Consider the following 14,874-nt stretch of genomic DNA (forward strand, 5'->3'; position numbering starts at 1 on the left):
ATTCCATTACTGTTGGCTAGTTTGACATAGGTTATTTTATTTATCTGTTTTATTTTGTTAAGTTTAAAATGAGCATCATTAACTTTCCATTATCAAAATTGACGTGTAAAAATTATAAATTAATTTAATAACCTAATTCAGCAAAATTTATACCATTTCAAAAACATATTAATTTCGCCATTAATTCTAACCTAATACATAAAAATTATAAACCACTCTGATTGTAATATGCAAGCTTAAAAAAGGCTGAGACAACTTATGCCTCAGCCTTTCTAATAATAAATTTAATCACCATTTAAGATCGAGTTTCTAACGATCACATAATCAACCAAACGTAAATCTAATAATTTTTTACCGCCAGCATAAGAAATGGATGATTGTAGATCCTCTTTCATTTCATTCAGCGTATTGTAAATACTTCCTCGATAAGGAACAAATAATTTTTTACCTTCGACATTTTGATATGTCCCCTTTTGAAATTGGGATGCTGATCCAAAGTATGCTTTCACAGGTGCTCCATCTAGATCAATTACTTCTCCCGGACCTTCTTGATGGCCCGCTAACATTGAACCAATCATGACCATAGATGCACCAAAGCGAATCGATTTTGCGATATCACCATGATATCGAATACCGCCATCAGCAATAATCGGCTTAGTTGCAACTTGAGCACATTGATTAATCGCAGCTAATTGCCATCCACCAGTTCCAAATCCAGTTTTTAATTTAGTAATGCAAGCTTTACCCGGACCAATACCCACTTTTGTTGCATCAGCTCCGGCATCTTCTAGTGCAATCACCGCATCAGGAGTAGCAACATTTCCTGCAATAACAAATGTTTTAGGTAAAGCTTTTTTAATATATTTAATCATGGCTATCGTTGAATCACTGTAACCATGCGCAATATCAATTGTAATATATTCGGGAATTAATTGTTCATCTTTTAAAAGATCAATAAATTGATATTCAGCCGGTTTTACCCCAACTGAAATTGAAGCAAAAATATGATTAGAGTGAGCACGCTTAATAAAATTTAATCGACGTTCTGGTTCAAATCGATGCATGATATAAAAATAATGTTTTTCTCCCAAATTGAGAGCTAAATCCTCATCAATAACGGTCTGCATATTTGCAGGAACAACTGGCAGATTAAACTTTTCAGGGCCAAATTGAATCGTTGTATCAGCATCTTTACGGCTATTTAATAAACCTTTTTTGGGAATTAATTGAATATCCTCATAATCAAAAATCATATCTTGAGTCATTATAAATATCTCCCTTTTAATAGTTCGTTTTTTGGTGTCATGAATCACAACATTTGACTCCTTTTTCATTATATAACGAACTATATATGATAATCAACTTATAATTAACGTATAAAGCAAACGAATGTTTTAAAATTACCAAAAATATTAAGCTACATTCATTAAAAAATCCCAATCTCTTCTTACATGAGATTGGGCTTCTTTTATTAAAATAATTATTTTTGTTTATTTCTTTGGTTTTTTTCACGATTAGAAAGTCGTTGTGAGTTTTTTTCTTTATTATTAGGTGTTACATCTTTACGCTCAGTTTGACCTTGTTGTGCTGCTTGCTGTTGTGCTGCAGCCATTTTATCCATGAAACTTGAATTTTTTCCAGTCTCCGGTGTTTTAATACGACCAGCTAAAGCATCTTCAACGACATCTTTAACTTCAAAATTTGCACCAACATGACGACGCAAACGTGGACGCCAAAGATTAATCATAAGTGTTTGAAGCACCATAATTACTGCTCCACCCATAAAGTATAATCCAATTCCGGCATTCGTAAAGAAAGTCATCATGAACATCATGATTGGCATCATAAACATCATTGTCCGCATTTGCTTTTTTTGTTCAGGCGCAATTCCAAGTGTTGATAAGTACGATTGTATTAGATAAATTAATCCAGTTGCAATAGCCAAACCGATACTTGGTTGTGCTAAATGAATTCCAAAGAAAGTGGCACTCTTAATTTCAGCTGCTTGATTAAGCGCCCAGTCCATTCCTTTCCAACCATGAATAATACTAGGGTTAATTGCTGCATACAAACCCGAGAAAATTGGCCATTGGATTACCAAAGTAGAAAAGTTCATACCACCCAGCATTGAAACATTATTTTCTCGATAAATATGCATCATTGCTTGAGTTGCACGAGCTTGTTCATCAGGTGTTTTAGCATTTTTTTGAGCTTCTTGAACCCGCGTTAATTGTGGTTGTAGTAACCGCATCTTTTCTTGTTGAATAGTCATATTTCGTGATTGGTGTAGCTGCATGGGTAGCAAAACTAACCGTACGATGAAGGTCAAAACTAAGATTGACCAGCCAATGGCATTAGAATCATTGAACATACCTTCAACAATCTGCATAAAGTTCGCTAAGTATGGTGCTAAGATATAGATATGTCCAGTAAAGAACAAAATAATCAATATTACGATTAAAATTGGGGTTAAACCTTTTATTTTCATTTTTTGTTAACTTCCTATATTTTATTAAGAATTATCTTTTTTATTCTAGCTTGCTAATAAAAAATTATAACATAAAAACAGATCAGTTTTCAAAATTCTTTCACTTATCACATTCCTGTAAGGATTAAATTAAAATAAAGAACAGGTTACCCATAAGTTTAGGCAATCTGCTCTTTATTTTACTATATTACTTTAAATATTAATTCAAGTTTTGCTTAAATGAATTAATAAAATTCAGAAAATTCACTCCCTAATGATGGATAAGCATATAAATTAGCCTGGGTTTCTGCAAAAGTTCGCTTCATATTAATAGCTGTAACAAAATAGTTAATTAATTCTTCAGCTTCAAAAGCGAAAATACTAGCCCCCACAATAAGGCCATTAGTATCAATAGCTACCCTAATCCGAGCTTGATCATGATATCGGAAGAAGGTAATTACATTACCCATCTCTAAATCTTTAATCGTAAATCCCTGATTTTTTGCCTCTACCATGGAAACCCCAGTTTGCGCAATTCTCGGTGTGCCGAAAACAACTTGAGGCATCGTTGGATATTCTAAAGGGGTTTGATTTTGACCAGCTAATTGTCGAGCGACATAACGTCCCTCATAATTTCCAACTGGCACTAATTTTGGCACATCATTATCAGCTACATCTCCAATCGCATAAACATGTGAATTAGTACTCTTAAGATATTGATCTACCACCACATGCCCATCACACGTTTTAACACCGGCTTTTTCGGCTTGAATTTTATCAGCATTTCCAGTCCGTCCCACCGCACTGATGACTAGATCCGTTAAATAACTCGTTCCATTTGATAATTTAACTAAATATTGATTATCTTGTTTTTGAATGACGTCAATTGTATTATCAAATAAAATTTCAATACCATTATTAAGCATTTCTTTTTCAAATTCGCGAACCAAAACTTGATCAAAATCTGACAACAAATGTGATCCTTGGGTAATTAAATGAACTCGAGCTCCCGCAAAGTGGCTAATATTAGCAAATTCAACCCCAATATATCCACCGCCTAAGAAGGTAATATCTTGCGGCATATCTGACAAATTCAAAAAGTCCTCGCTATTGCCCATTAGTTCAGCGCCAGGGAAATCAAGTTGACGTGGGCGTTGTCCTGTAGCAATGATCCAATTAGTAGCTGTTATCTGGTATTCATTAGTAGCTACAGTGTCTTGATTAATAAATTGAGCATGTCCATAGATATGTTCAATCTCTGCTTGTTCCAAACCTTTAATCTTACGAGGTTTAACGGCGTCGACATACTCTTGTTTAGTTGCCATTAAAGCTGGCCAATTAATCATTGATGATCCGACTAAACCTTTATTTTGTAAAGCTTGCTCACGATGAAGTGTTTCAACCGCACTCAGTAAAATTTTTTTAGGATCGCAGCCATAATTGGGGCAGGTTCCACCCCACATATATTCTTCAATCATAACAACTGTTTGTCCTAATTGTTTTGCTTCAAACGCTGCAGCTAAGCCGGCTGGGCCTGATCCAATAATACCTAAATCATAATTAATTTGTTTCATATTAATTCATCTCCTTCGTTATGTTTAAGCGAACCGACCTCATTTATATTATGATGCTAAATAGCGGGAAGTTCTTTTTTCTAACCATCGTTGAACAAAAGTTAAAATCGTCGTAATAACTGCATAAACAATCGCCACTAAAATATACATAGATAAAGTTTGATAATTCTCAGCAGCAATTTGCTGGCTGAGATAAAATGTCTCTACAATCGTAATTACACTAGCCAGGGACGTATCCTTTACTAGTGATATTAATGAGTTACTCAATGGTGGGATTGCAATGCGTACCGCCTGTGGTAAGACCACATACCAATAGGCTTGAATTCTAGATAATCCGACTGATTGAGCGGCCTCTAACTGCCCTCTATCGACTGATAATATTGACGCACGAATTGTTTCTGCAGCATACGCCCCCGTGTTGAGTGAAAATACCGTTATGGCACTAATCCATGCATTGGCAAAGAAATCGATATGTGCACTAGGGAGACCATAGAAAGCAATAAACAGTTGAACCAACATTGGTGTCGAACGGAAAAGCCAAATATAAAAAGATGCGATTCCTTTTACCAGAATCATAATAATTCTCAATAATCGATTCCTAGGCGCTGTCATAACTCGTATTAAGGCCGTCCCAGTTGCAATGATGAGTCCCAACGCAAACGAAATTGCTGCGAGTGGTAAAGTATATAAAATTGCGGCTTGAAATAATTGTGGTAAACATTTCACAGCCAGTTGAATAAATTCCATGCTAGGTTCTACCTTTAATTAAATTATTTTTTAGTTAAATCTGTTTTGAAGTATTGTTTTGAAAGTTTACTTAATGTTCCATCTTTTGCTAATTCCTTAATTGCCTTATTAATTTGCTTTTGCAACTTTGGATTATTTTTATTTAACATTGGGGCTGCTGGAACTGCTGGAATTTCACTATCCATTTTAACAGCCTTAACTTTTACATCCGGATTTTTATGATGCCATAATTCAAAGGCTCCAGCATCATTTAGTTCAGCATCAGCACGACCTGAATCAATCAAATTCATTGCTTCAACCATTCCCGGAACAGCAACAATCTTAGCGCCATTCTTTTTAGCCATTTGACCAAAATTAGAACTTGTTGACTGTGCTAATTTCTTTCCCTTAATGTCTTTTAAGGTTTTTAATTTACCATTTTGTTTTTGAATCAATACCGTTTTAGAATATAAATATGGTTCGGCAAATAAATATCGGTTTTTACGTTCTTTAGTGATTCCTACGTTATTAAAAATAACATCATAACGATTAGAATCCAAACCAGTTAGCAGTGAATCCCATTTAGTTTGTACAAATTTTGGTTTCATATTGATTTCCTTAGCAACTGCCTTGGCAACATCAACCTCATATCCAGTTAACTTACCCTTTTCACGATATGAAAATGGTGCATAAGTTCCCTCTAAACCAACCGTTAACGTTCCTTTTTTGATAGTATCTGCATGTAGTTCTGTAAAATTGCTTCCAGCTAAGAGCCCAATAATTGAACTGAAAACAATAAGTGTACTAAAAATATGCTTTTTCATTACTAATTACCCCTCTTTTCGATAAAAAAAACACGACCTCATTATAAAATGAGTGCGTGCTTGTTCACTATCAAGAAATTAAGACAAATTACTCGCCAAAAACTCTCAATTGCCATCAAGCAACCAAGTTCCACAAATATAAAATTGTGTTTTTGTTTTCAACATAGTAGTTCCCCTTTGATAATCTTAATTGTACAACGATTTATTTTAATGTCAAATTAGGCATTAAATTTATTTTTTATATCATCAATACCTTTAATCATCAATGTGATTTTACCGTCAGGATTATTAATCAATTCAACCTGATTTTTATCTTGATAGGCTTCAATTGGAATCGAAATTTGAATTCCCGAATCTAAAACAAATTTTTGTGTTGAATACTTTTTTTGATACTTCAATGGATTATCAATTTTAATATCATGATTAATTGATCGGCTTTCTAGTGCTTCTTGATAAACCTCTTTAGCACTAAAATTTTGATCGAAGAGTGCATCTCCAATTTTTTCTGGCGAAACTACGCCTTGATCAGAAACATTTTCATAAATAATTTCTTGAGTATTCGCTAAAGTCTCATGTAAAGGCATATCAAATTTATCAGCCACGTGTTTTACCGCTTGTTTTAAGCCCTGCAACTCATTTTTAACACTTGGATTAAGATTCAATTGAGCAAATTTTTCGGCAAAATAGGCCATACGTTGACCATTATGTTGAAAATGCTTTTCAATTAGACGAACTGATCCATCCATTAAGTCAATAATTAAGCCTTCATCAGGTACAGTTCCAGCATTGGGTAAAATAGCTTGATTGACAATCAACTTATTACTTAAAATATCATCTTCATAATCCACCATATGTGCAAAACGTGGAGTAAAGTTTAATTTAAACAATGCAAAATAATCATGAGCTTCATCACTATATTCTGAAATTAACAAATCACTTCCTGGCACTTCTGGAATATCGCTAATAATTGAAAATAACTTTTGAGCTAATTGACTAGTTTTTTCTACAAAAGTCTCTGAACTATTATCATCTAAAACCTGAGCTAAATAATCATCTCCATTTAACTGGCTAGTTTGATAATCGCTTGAGTTAAACTTTGAAATTTGTTTTTCAAGATAATCATGTAAATTAACTTGATCTAAATTCATTTCATTTTGTGACAAGATTAATTGATGAGCATCTTGATCGAGAATATGCAAAATCGCATGTTTTAAAATCATTATTTATTTTCCTCTTTTACTGGATGTGCTTCTAAATAATCGAGTGCTTGTTGAAAATTAGATACAGGAACCACTTTTAATTGTGGTTCGTATTTTTGAGCAGTTTTTTTAGCTAATTGATAATTGGTTTGATGCTTTTCTTCATACTTCAAATACTTATCTGGCACCTTTAAATATGGAGCGAAGAAAATCTTAGAACCGCTCTCGCCTGCAGAAATAACCTTCTTATCAATCCCACCAATTTCACCAACATTACCTTCACGGTCAATCGTTCCGGTTCCCGAAATTAAGCGTCCTTGTGCCAAATTATTATTACTTAAAGCTTCATACAATTCCAATGAAAACATTAGTCCACCAGAAGGTCCCCCAATTTTACCCATATCAGCGGTAATCTTAGGTTTAGTGGAAATTGTTGTATGATCAATCAAAAGGATCCCAATTCCCGGTATTTTAGCATTAGCTCCGCCTAAGGAAACCGTTGGATGCGTACTATTATATTGCTTATTATTACGGGAATAAGTAATAGTAATGGGATCACCTAATTTATGATTGCGAATGGTGCTTTGAAAATCAGTAACACTTGCCTGCTTTTCTCCATTAATCTTAGTAATCATATCGCCAATTTTAAGATCTTTTTTAAACTTAGAATTGGGTTGAAGCGATCGAACATAAACCCCTTTAAAATTTTCTTTGTAATCAATTCCTGCTTTTTTTAGGGCTACTGCTTTGGCATTATTAAATGCTGTATCCATATCAATTTTATCTATTTTCTGTTCTTCACTGCTTGTAGCACCAGCCATAACTTGATCTTTAGTCATAAAGTCAGCGTGCGGATTAGTTAAGGTGATCAATGCGCCTAGCCCCGTTAATTGGCTAAGTGAAATAGCAGTCAAACTATAATCACCCTTAAAATTAGGCTTTTTATTATCAACTTTTATAAAGTTTTTCAGCCCAACTGAAATTCCTGGAGATTCGCTATAAAGCGGTAAAGGCATCATGAGAAAACCAGCTAATAAAATTGCAATAATCGACCAAATCAGCCATTTATATTTTGTTTTTAAAGGACGCATTGTCTTTTTTACTCACTTCTTTGGTATTTTTGGTTAATAGCTTGTGCAACATCACTAGGCACCAGGGTTTTGATATCAGCGCCAAAATGGGCTAATTCCCTGACCATAGAACTAGAAATCGCTTGATTTTCTGGCCGAGCCATCAAAAAAACAGTTTCCGCATCAGCTAATTTTTGATTTAATTCAGCAATGTTTTTCTCATACTGATAATCAGTCGCATTGCGAACACCACGTGCAATAGACTTAGCTCCTAATTGATGAACTAATTCCATTGTGAGACCATCATATGAAATCACTGAAGCATTTGTCAATTGAGCTTCTTTTAACGCTTTTTCAATTAAAATTTTACGCTCTTCTACCGAAAACAATCCTGACTTAGCTTGATTTTTTCCAATCGCAACAATTACTTCATCAAATAGTTCACTCAACCGGTGCACTAGATCTAAATGACCCAGGGTAAACGGATCAAAACTTCCTGGAAAAATAACTTTACGCATCATAAATCACCCCTTAAAACGATAAATTGTAATTACTGTAATTCCATATTCTCTTTGCTTCCATAATTCGAAGCCCCCAATTTGATCTGGTAATTGTGCTTCCTGATCAGTTTCAGCCATTAAAATAGCATTATCAGCAATTAAATTAGCTGCTGATAACTTTTCAACATCTGCTTGAATTGTTTGTTTAGCATAAGGCGGGTCGAAATAGAACAAATCAAAAGCCTGTTGTCCATTTAAGCGTTGAATCGCTTGATCTGCACTACTTTTGATAACGGTAAATTTTTCGCTCTCCTTAGTAACCGCCACATTAGATTGAATTGTTTTAATTGCTGCAAATTGTCGGTCAACTAAGACCGCTTCTTCAATTCCTCGTGAAACCCCTTCAATACTTAATCCACCAGAACCAGCATATAAATCTAATGAGCGACCCCCATCAAAATAAGGGCCGATTAAATTAAAGACAGCTTCTTTGATCTTATCTGTGGTAGGGCGCGTTGCCGAACCTGGGACCGCCTTTAACGCACGGCCTCTATAATCTCCACTTATAATTCGCATTTTAACCTTCCCCTATAATTCATCATCAGCCCCAACCATGTCAGCTAATTCAAATTCATCAACGGCAAAGGCTACACTATCTTGATTGCTACCAACAGTTGAATCAACTTCAGGCCAATTGGAAATTTCAACTGATTTTACAAACCCTAAACGACTAATTAAAATTTGCTTTTTCTCAATATCAGCTTCATCCATATAAATAACCGCATATTTCAACTTATTTGAGATATATTCAATCACTCCAAAGCGTCGTAATTGTTTTGCTTGCTTAAAATTATTTAGATAAACAATCACACTCCGACGAGGTTTAATTTCTAATTCCATTCTTAAGCCTGTCCCTTCTTTTTATCAGCTAAATACAATTCTTTTTCAATCTTAATTTGCTTAATCACATTTAAATCAATGGCAAACATTAGTCCTAATGATAATATCGACGAACCTCCCACTGAAATTAAAGGAAAAGTAACTCCGGTAATTGGTAACGCTCCAACGACTCCGCCTAAATTAACAATAATTTGCAGTAACAAGTAACTAGCTGATCCAACCAATAGTAAACGATAACGCATTGAAGGCGTACGGAATGCAAAATAAATCAACCGCCAACTAATAATAACAAGTGCTATGACAACCAAAGCAACTCCAATAGCCCCCATTTCTTCACTAACTACTGCCATAATAAAGTCGGTATTTGGTTCTGGCAAATTACTGTTTTTTTGTAAACTACGTCCTAATCCACGCCCAAATAAACCACCATTACTAATGGCGTAATAAGAATTAATAACTTGATTTCCGGTTGTCTGCGCATACTTCCATGGATTTAGATATGCAGTAAAACGCTGCAAGCTATAATGTGTAGACAGTGACAAAATTGGTTCTAAAGCCCGTAATCCAACTTGCCATATTAATATAACTCCAGTTATTACGATTACCGAAAACCTTTTTTTTACACCTGAGGCCAAAATAATCACGGCCATGATACCAGTGGTAATAATGAATCCTCCAGTATCTGGGAAAAGAAATAATATTACACAGACAAAGGCAAATCTGATCCATCCAAGATGTATAAAATTATATTTATTATCGTGATTACGGGTCATGGCAAATGATCCCCATAAAATTAAACAGACCTTATAAAGTTCCACGGGTTGAATAGAGATTGGTCCCAACACAATCCAACCTCTAGCTCCATTAATTGGTGGAAAGAAAAAAGTCGTTAATAGCAAGAATAATGAGATGAAATACATCATATAGGCAATAGCCCCTAATGAATCAATCCATTTTTTGGATGCATGATAACCAACTAGCATCATAATAAAAGCCATCAAATAAAATGATAGTTGCTTAAATAATGTACCTGACGGCGTACCCGTTAACATACCAGCACTGGCAGAAAAAGACATTACACTTCCAAAAGACATTAGCGCTAAGACTAATATCGCAATCCACCAGTCAAAATAACGCATCCGATATTGTATTTTTTTAAATAATTTTACCAAACCGGTCCCCTCATATTTCTCCAAAGAGTTAATAATAATATTATATACTAATTTTTCTGCAAAAATACTGATTCTAATTGAAGTTTAACCATTTTAGTTTAAATAAAAAGAGAGCCTGGACAAAAACTATCCCGGTCTCTCGATTTATGTTAAAAATATAATTTTTCTAAAACTTAAATTTACGCAATGAACGTAACACCTAAAATTTAAAATATTATCCTTTTTAACTTTTATTAAATATTATTGTTGAGACATCTTACGACGCTTAGCATACTTCTCACGTTCAGAAGTATTCAAGATATCCTTACGAATTCGAACGTTTTCTGGAGTTACTTCAACATATTCATCTTCGTTCAAGAATTCCAAAGAAGCTTCCAATCCCATCTCACGAGGAGTCTTGATTGATGAAGTTTGATCCTTGTTTGAAGAACGAACGTTTGATTGTGGCTTTAACTTAGTAACGTTCACAGAGATATCGTTATCTCGTGAATTCATTCCAACAATCATTCCTTCATAAACTTCAACTCCAGCTCCAACGAACATTTGTCCACGATCTTCAACACCCATGATGGCGTAATTAGTCGTTGTTCCTTGTGTAATTGAAACTAAGGCACCATTACGACGACCTGGTTCCCAGTTACGAACGATTGGACGGTAGTCTTCGTAAGTGTGATTGTAAATTCCATATCCGCGGGTTGCTGATAAGAATTCAGTTGAATATCCGATCAAACCACGTGAAGGAGCTACGTAAGACAAACGAGTTTGTCCGTTTCCCATAGCTTCCATGTTTAACATTTCACCCTTACGTTGGTTCAATGAATCGATAACAGATGAAGCATATTCATCTGGTGTATCAATTTGAACAGATTCGTACGGTTCTGATTGAACGCCATCAATCTCACGATAGATAACTTGTGGACGAGAAGCTTGTAATTCAAAGCCTTCACGACGCATTGTTTCAATCAAGATAGAAAGGTGCAATTCACCACGACCAGAGACTAACCAAGCACCAGCTTCATCAGTATCTTCAACACGCAAAGAAACGTCAGTATGCAATTCTCGACGAAGACGATCTTCAATTTGACGGGCCGTTACAAACTTACCTTCGCGACCAGCGAACGGTGAGTCATTTTGACGGAAAGTCATTTGCAAAGTTGGTTCATCGATACGCAAAACAGGCAATGCTTCAGGATGCTCAGGATCAGCAACTGTTTCACCAACTGAAATTTCTTCCATTCCAGCAAGTGCAATCAAGTCACCAGCTTCGGCTTGTTCGATTTCAACTCGGTCAAGTCCAATAAATCCAAACAACTTAGTAACTCGGAAAGTTTGAGTTGTTCCATCTAATTTCATAACTTCAACAGAATCACCAAGCTTGATAGTTCCACGGAAGACACGTCCAATACCAATACGACCAAGGAAGTCATTATAGTCAAGCAAAGCAACTTGGAATTGCAATGGCTCATCTGAATTATCTTCAGGGGCTGGAATTGTTTCGAATACCTTGTCAAAGACAGGCTTCATTGTGTGTTCTTGCTTATCAACTTCTGGATCTAATGAAGATGTTCCGTTCATAGCTGAAGCAAAGATAACTGGGAATTCCAATTGTTCTTCATCAGCTCCAAGCTCAATGAACAAATCCAAAACTTCATCGACTACTTCAGAAGGACGAGCCCCTGGACGGTCAACTTTGTTAACTACCACAATTGGAGTTAAGTTTTGTTCAAAAGCCTTTTTCAAAACGAAACGAGTTTGTGGCATTGTTCCTTCAAAGGCATCAACAACCAACAAAACTCCATCAACCATCTTCATGATACGTTCAACTTCACCACCGAAGTCAGCGTGGCCGGGAGTATCAACGATGTTAATTTGCTTATCTCCAACCTTAACGGCTGTGTTTTTAGCTAAGATTGTGATTCCACGTTCTTTTTCAAGATCGTTTGTATCCATTGCTCGATCAGTAATGTTATTACGAGCATCCAATGTATCTGATTGCTTCAATAATTCATTCACCAACGTGGTCTTACCATGATCGACGTGGGCGATGATTGCAATGTTACGAATATTATCGCGTTTTGCCAAATTCCTGTTCTCCTTGACGTTTTCGTCACTTTAATTTCTTTTTACTATTCTACACCAAATGTCACAAAATAAAACGCCAAATTGACCTTTTAAAGGTTACTTGACGTATTTGTCAACATTTTAATGTCTGCCATAACCTGTTTTTGAGATGCTAAGATGACATTTGATGATAACATGTCTAACGGTTGACCGTCAAGTGTTTCTACTTGTAACCCTAGACTCCGGCATAGGACTAATCCTGCCGCAAAATCCCAAGGTTTTAAGACACTGGTAAATCCTCCACATTGACCTTTTAATAGCCGAATAAATGAAATACCCGCGGAACCATAAACCCGATAACCTAGAGCCATTCGGGCAATGTTTTGATATTGATAATGATCATATAACAAATGAGTCCCTGAAAAAGAAATTATACTTTGATCTAATTTATTCTCAGTCGGTTCTTCCATTGTGGCTTTATTTAATCGGACACCTTGTGTAGGCCCCCCATGAACGACTTCATTTTTAACAACATCCATAATCCAAGCTCCTTGAGCCTCGCCATCATAAAAATAAGCTAGCATGGAAGCATATTCATCATGTTGTTTGACAAAATTCATCGTACCATCAATAGGATCAATAATCCAAACTGGGCCGTCTAGATTATTAACTTCATCCCCAAATCCCTCTTCACTTAAAATTCGAGCTGCTGGATTTAATTGTTTAATCTTTGCAATATACATTTGTTCAACAGTACGATCTAAATTAGTGACTAAATCACGGGCATTACTTTTAGTTTTAATAGTTAATGGATTTTTTATTTCTTTCAAAATAAATTGACGAATTTCATCCATCCATTCCAAAACTAAGGTATCCAATTGCGCATTATTAATCGGCAATTTGTCCATCTAGGCCTCCATCATCAAAACCTTTTTATTAGTTTGGCGCGCTGCTTGAATTGTCCGATAAATACTATATTCTGAAGTCGTTTCAAATTGCCGACCAAGTTGTTTTTCTTCACTTTTGCTAGTTACAACCGATTTAAAGCCTTGATACGCATTTAGCAACTTGTCTACTTCAACTCCACCTTCATAAGCTTTTGCCACTGATGAATAAAGTGCGCTGACTTTAATAATGTCATCTTTTGACCACCCATTCAAAAGGGGATAGTCGAAATTTAAATCACTTTTCATATTTTATTACCCCAAATATTTGGCATTATCAATTTGATGCCATGGTTCATCACTTTTAATATGATCATAATAAAGAGTTCCCTTTAAATGATCAATTTCATGTTGGAACACAATTGCTGGATAACCTTCCAACTTCAAGTCGTGACTTTCACCTAGTTCATCTTGATAGCGAACTGTAATTCGATATGAACGATGAACATAACCAGGTCGATCTTCATCAACTGAAAGACAACCTTCCCCAATAGTTAAAGCACATTGCTTAACAGATTGTCGAATAATAACTGGATTAAAGATCACTCCTTTGAAGAAATACTTAGGTTCCTCTTCTTCCACACTATCTTCAAAATCTTCAGCTTCATCATCCCAAGCTTGTTCATCTTCTTCAGGAATTAAAATAGCTGAGAACTGCTTTGATATGCCAACTTGAGGGGCTGCTAGCCCAACTCCTGGTCGCAAATCATATTTTTCGTTTAATTCTTCGTCCTGGCTAATCACTAGATATTCCATCATATTGTGCATAGCAGCCTGATCATCAGCACTTAAAGGAAATTCGACTTTCCCAGCCTGCTGTCGCAAGACTTCTGATGGGTCTCGGACGATATCTTTCATTAGATACATTTATGTACGCCTCCATATACGTTTTTATCATTAACTTTAATTATAACCTAATTTGTGAATTTAAGTTATGTTTGAAATGGTTGGTTTAATTTCTTTAGATCATGTAAATAAGCAACGGTTTGCTGGTTGCTTACATTTGCAACATCAATATGCAAAATGGGATGAATTTGGTCATACCATAAATCAGTGATAACAATTGGTGCAATCTCAGTATCAAGTTTAGGTAGATTTTTATCAGCACAATATTGCTTTAAATCATTATTAAAATGCTGTTGTAGTTCTTTTGGATCCAACCGTTGCTCATAATAAATTTTAATTTCAAACGCCATAACATTATGACCCCAAATATTAGCAGTTAATGTTGAATTGATATTCTTTGGTAACTTTAATCCATGCTCAAACGTCGTATTTTTAAATAAATAATTAATAGCCTCATTCACCAACTGCTGAGAATGAATAATTTCAATTTCTGTCTTACGACGGCCAACAAGATGCTTAATTCTAATCGTTAATAAAATACCAATGATAATAATGGCCCCGATAATTAAGACTATTGTCATTTATTTTTTC

General features: G+C 35.2%; 16 protein-coding genes. All 16 read right to left on the reverse strand.

What is annotated here, in order from left to right:
* Positions 1–284: 284 nt before the first annotated feature.
* The 16 genes from JC2156_RS03520 to JC2156_RS03595 all read right to left on the reverse strand — a co-directional run bounded on the left by JC2156_RS03520 (position 285) and on the right by JC2156_RS03595 (position 14,864).
* Positions 285–1,265 (reverse strand): GMP reductase, encoded by a 981-nt coding sequence (locus tag JC2156_RS03520; RefSeq protein ID WP_006845465.1) that lies wholly within the window; start codon positions 1,263–1,265, stop codon positions 285–287.
* 215 nt (positions 1,266–1,480) lie between these two features.
* The gene (gene yidC / locus JC2156_RS03525; protein WP_006845466.1) at positions 1,481–2,488 is read right to left on the reverse strand and encodes a membrane protein insertase YidC; all 1,008 of its coding nucleotides are present in this window, start codon (positions 2,486–2,488) and stop codon (positions 1,481–1,483) included.
* 224 nt (positions 2,489–2,712) lie between these two features.
* Positions 2,713–4,041 carry a dihydrolipoyl dehydrogenase family protein gene (locus JC2156_RS03530; RefSeq protein ID WP_006845467.1) on the reverse strand — a complete coding sequence of 443 codons (1,329 nt, stop codon included), beginning with the start codon at positions 4,039–4,041 and terminating at the stop codon, positions 2,713–2,715.
* A 48-nt stretch (positions 4,042–4,089) separates the two neighbouring features.
* Positions 4,090–4,788, reverse strand: a complete 699-nt coding sequence (locus JC2156_RS03535) for an amino acid ABC transporter permease (protein ID WP_006845468.1) — start codon at positions 4,786–4,788, stop codon at positions 4,090–4,092.
* Positions 4,789–4,811: 23 nt separating this feature from the next.
* Entirely contained in the window at positions 4,812–5,591 is a 780-nt protein-coding gene (locus tag JC2156_RS03540; RefSeq protein ID WP_006845469.1) for a transporter substrate-binding domain-containing protein, read from the reverse strand.
* A 218-nt stretch (positions 5,592–5,809) separates the two neighbouring features.
* Positions 5,810–6,811 (reverse strand): nucleoid-associated protein, encoded by a 1,002-nt coding sequence (locus tag JC2156_RS03545; protein WP_006845470.1) that lies wholly within the window; start codon positions 6,809–6,811, stop codon positions 5,810–5,812.
* Positions 6,811–7,881, reverse strand: a complete 1,071-nt coding sequence (locus JC2156_RS03550; protein WP_006845471.1) for a SepM family pheromone-processing serine protease — start codon at positions 7,879–7,881, stop codon at positions 6,811–6,813. The genes JC2156_RS03545 and JC2156_RS03550 overlap by 1 nt, the downstream gene beginning before the upstream one ends.
* A gap of 8 nt (positions 7,882–7,889) precedes the next feature.
* Entirely contained in the window at positions 7,890–8,381 is a 492-nt protein-coding gene (coaD, locus tag JC2156_RS03555; RefSeq protein ID WP_006845472.1) for a pantetheine-phosphate adenylyltransferase, read from the reverse strand.
* Between the two features lie 3 nt (positions 8,382–8,384).
* Positions 8,385–8,936, reverse strand: coding sequence for a 16S rRNA (guanine(966)-N(2))-methyltransferase RsmD (rsmD, locus tag JC2156_RS03560; protein ID WP_006845473.1), 552 nt, complete (start codon positions 8,934–8,936; stop codon positions 8,385–8,387).
* A 12-nt stretch (positions 8,937–8,948) separates the two neighbouring features.
* Positions 8,949–9,260, reverse strand: a complete 312-nt coding sequence (locus JC2156_RS03565) for a YlbG family protein (protein WP_006845474.1) — start codon at positions 9,258–9,260, stop codon at positions 8,949–8,951.
* Positions 9,261–9,262: 2 nt separating this feature from the next.
* Positions 9,263–10,399 (reverse strand): FtsW/RodA/SpoVE family cell cycle protein, encoded by a 1,137-nt coding sequence (locus tag JC2156_RS03570; protein WP_238530584.1) that lies wholly within the window; start codon positions 10,397–10,399, stop codon positions 9,263–9,265.
* Positions 10,400–10,672: 273 nt separating this feature from the next.
* Positions 10,673–12,514, reverse strand: a complete 1,842-nt coding sequence (gene typA / locus JC2156_RS03575; protein WP_006845476.1) for a translational GTPase TypA — start codon at positions 12,512–12,514, stop codon at positions 10,673–10,675.
* 89 nt (positions 12,515–12,603) lie between these two features.
* Complete coding sequence (locus JC2156_RS03580; protein ID WP_006845477.1) at positions 12,604–13,401, reverse strand: inositol monophosphatase family protein; 798 nt, start codon at positions 13,399–13,401, stop codon at positions 12,604–12,606.
* Entirely contained in the window at positions 13,402–13,686 is a 285-nt protein-coding gene (locus JC2156_RS03585; RefSeq protein WP_006845478.1) for a UPF0223 family protein, read from the reverse strand.
* Positions 13,687–13,692: 6 nt separating this feature from the next.
* A complete protein-coding gene (locus JC2156_RS03590; protein ID WP_006845479.1) occupies positions 13,693–14,304 on the reverse strand; it encodes a peptide deformylase in 612 nt (203 codons plus the stop codon).
* A 65-nt stretch (positions 14,305–14,369) separates the two neighbouring features.
* Positions 14,370–14,864 carry a hypothetical protein gene (locus JC2156_RS03595; protein WP_006845480.1) on the reverse strand — a complete coding sequence of 165 codons (495 nt, stop codon included), beginning with the start codon at positions 14,862–14,864 and terminating at the stop codon, positions 14,370–14,372.
* Positions 14,865–14,874: the final 10 nt, after the last annotated feature.

The sequence above is a fragment of the Weissella koreensis KCTC 3621 genome (assembly GCF_000277645.1).

What these genes read in the sequence shown, in the direction of transcription:
- JC2156_RS03520 (WP_006845465.1), bottom strand. Translation starts at nt 1,265, where the DNA reads ATGACTCAAGATATGATTTTTGATTATGAGGATATTCAATTAATTCCC.
- JC2156_RS03535 (WP_006845468.1), bottom strand. Translation starts at nt 4,788, where the DNA reads ATGGAATTTATTCAACTGGCTGTGAAATGTTTACCACAATTATTTCAA.
- JC2156_RS03585 (WP_006845478.1), bottom strand. Translation starts at nt 13,686, where the DNA reads ATGAAAAGTGATTTAAATTTCGACTATCCCCTTTTGAATGGGTGGTCA.
- JC2156_RS03595 (WP_006845480.1), bottom strand. Translation starts at nt 14,864, where the DNA reads ATGACAATAGTCTTAATTATCGGGGCCATTATTATCATTGGTATTTTA.
- JC2156_RS03570 (WP_238530584.1), bottom strand. Translation starts at nt 10,399, where the DNA reads ATGCGTTATTTTGACTGGTGGATTGCGATATTAGTCTTAGCGCTAATG.
- JC2156_RS03565 (WP_006845474.1), bottom strand. Translation starts at nt 9,260, where the DNA reads ATGGAATTAGAAATTAAACCTCGTCGGAGTGTGATTGTTTATCTAAAT.
- JC2156_RS03545 (WP_006845470.1), bottom strand. Translation starts at nt 6,811, where the DNA reads ATGATTTTAAAACATGCGATTTTGCATATTCTCGATCAAGATGCTCAT.
- JC2156_RS03540 (WP_006845469.1), bottom strand. Translation starts at nt 5,591, where the DNA reads ATGAAAAAGCATATTTTTAGTACACTTATTGTTTTCAGTTCAATTATT.
- JC2156_RS03530 (WP_006845467.1), bottom strand. Translation starts at nt 4,041, where the DNA reads ATGAAACAAATTAATTATGATTTAGGTATTATTGGATCAGGCCCAGCC.
- yidC (WP_006845466.1), bottom strand. Translation starts at nt 2,488, where the DNA reads ATGAAAATAAAAGGTTTAACCCCAATTTTAATCGTAATATTGATTATT.
- JC2156_RS03550 (WP_006845471.1), bottom strand. Translation starts at nt 7,881, where the DNA reads ATGCGTCCTTTAAAAACAAAATATAAATGGCTGATTTGGTCGATTATT.
- coaD (WP_006845472.1), bottom strand. Translation starts at nt 8,381, where the DNA reads ATGATGCGTAAAGTTATTTTTCCAGGAAGTTTTGATCCGTTTACCCTG.
- rsmD (WP_006845473.1), bottom strand. Translation starts at nt 8,936, where the DNA reads ATGCGAATTATAAGTGGAGATTATAGAGGCCGTGCGTTAAAGGCGGTC.
- JC2156_RS03590 (WP_006845479.1), bottom strand. Translation starts at nt 14,304, where the DNA reads ATGTATCTAATGAAAGATATCGTCCGAGACCCATCAGAAGTCTTGCGA.
- JC2156_RS03580 (WP_006845477.1), bottom strand. Translation starts at nt 13,401, where the DNA reads ATGGACAAATTGCCGATTAATAATGCGCAATTGGATACCTTAGTTTTG.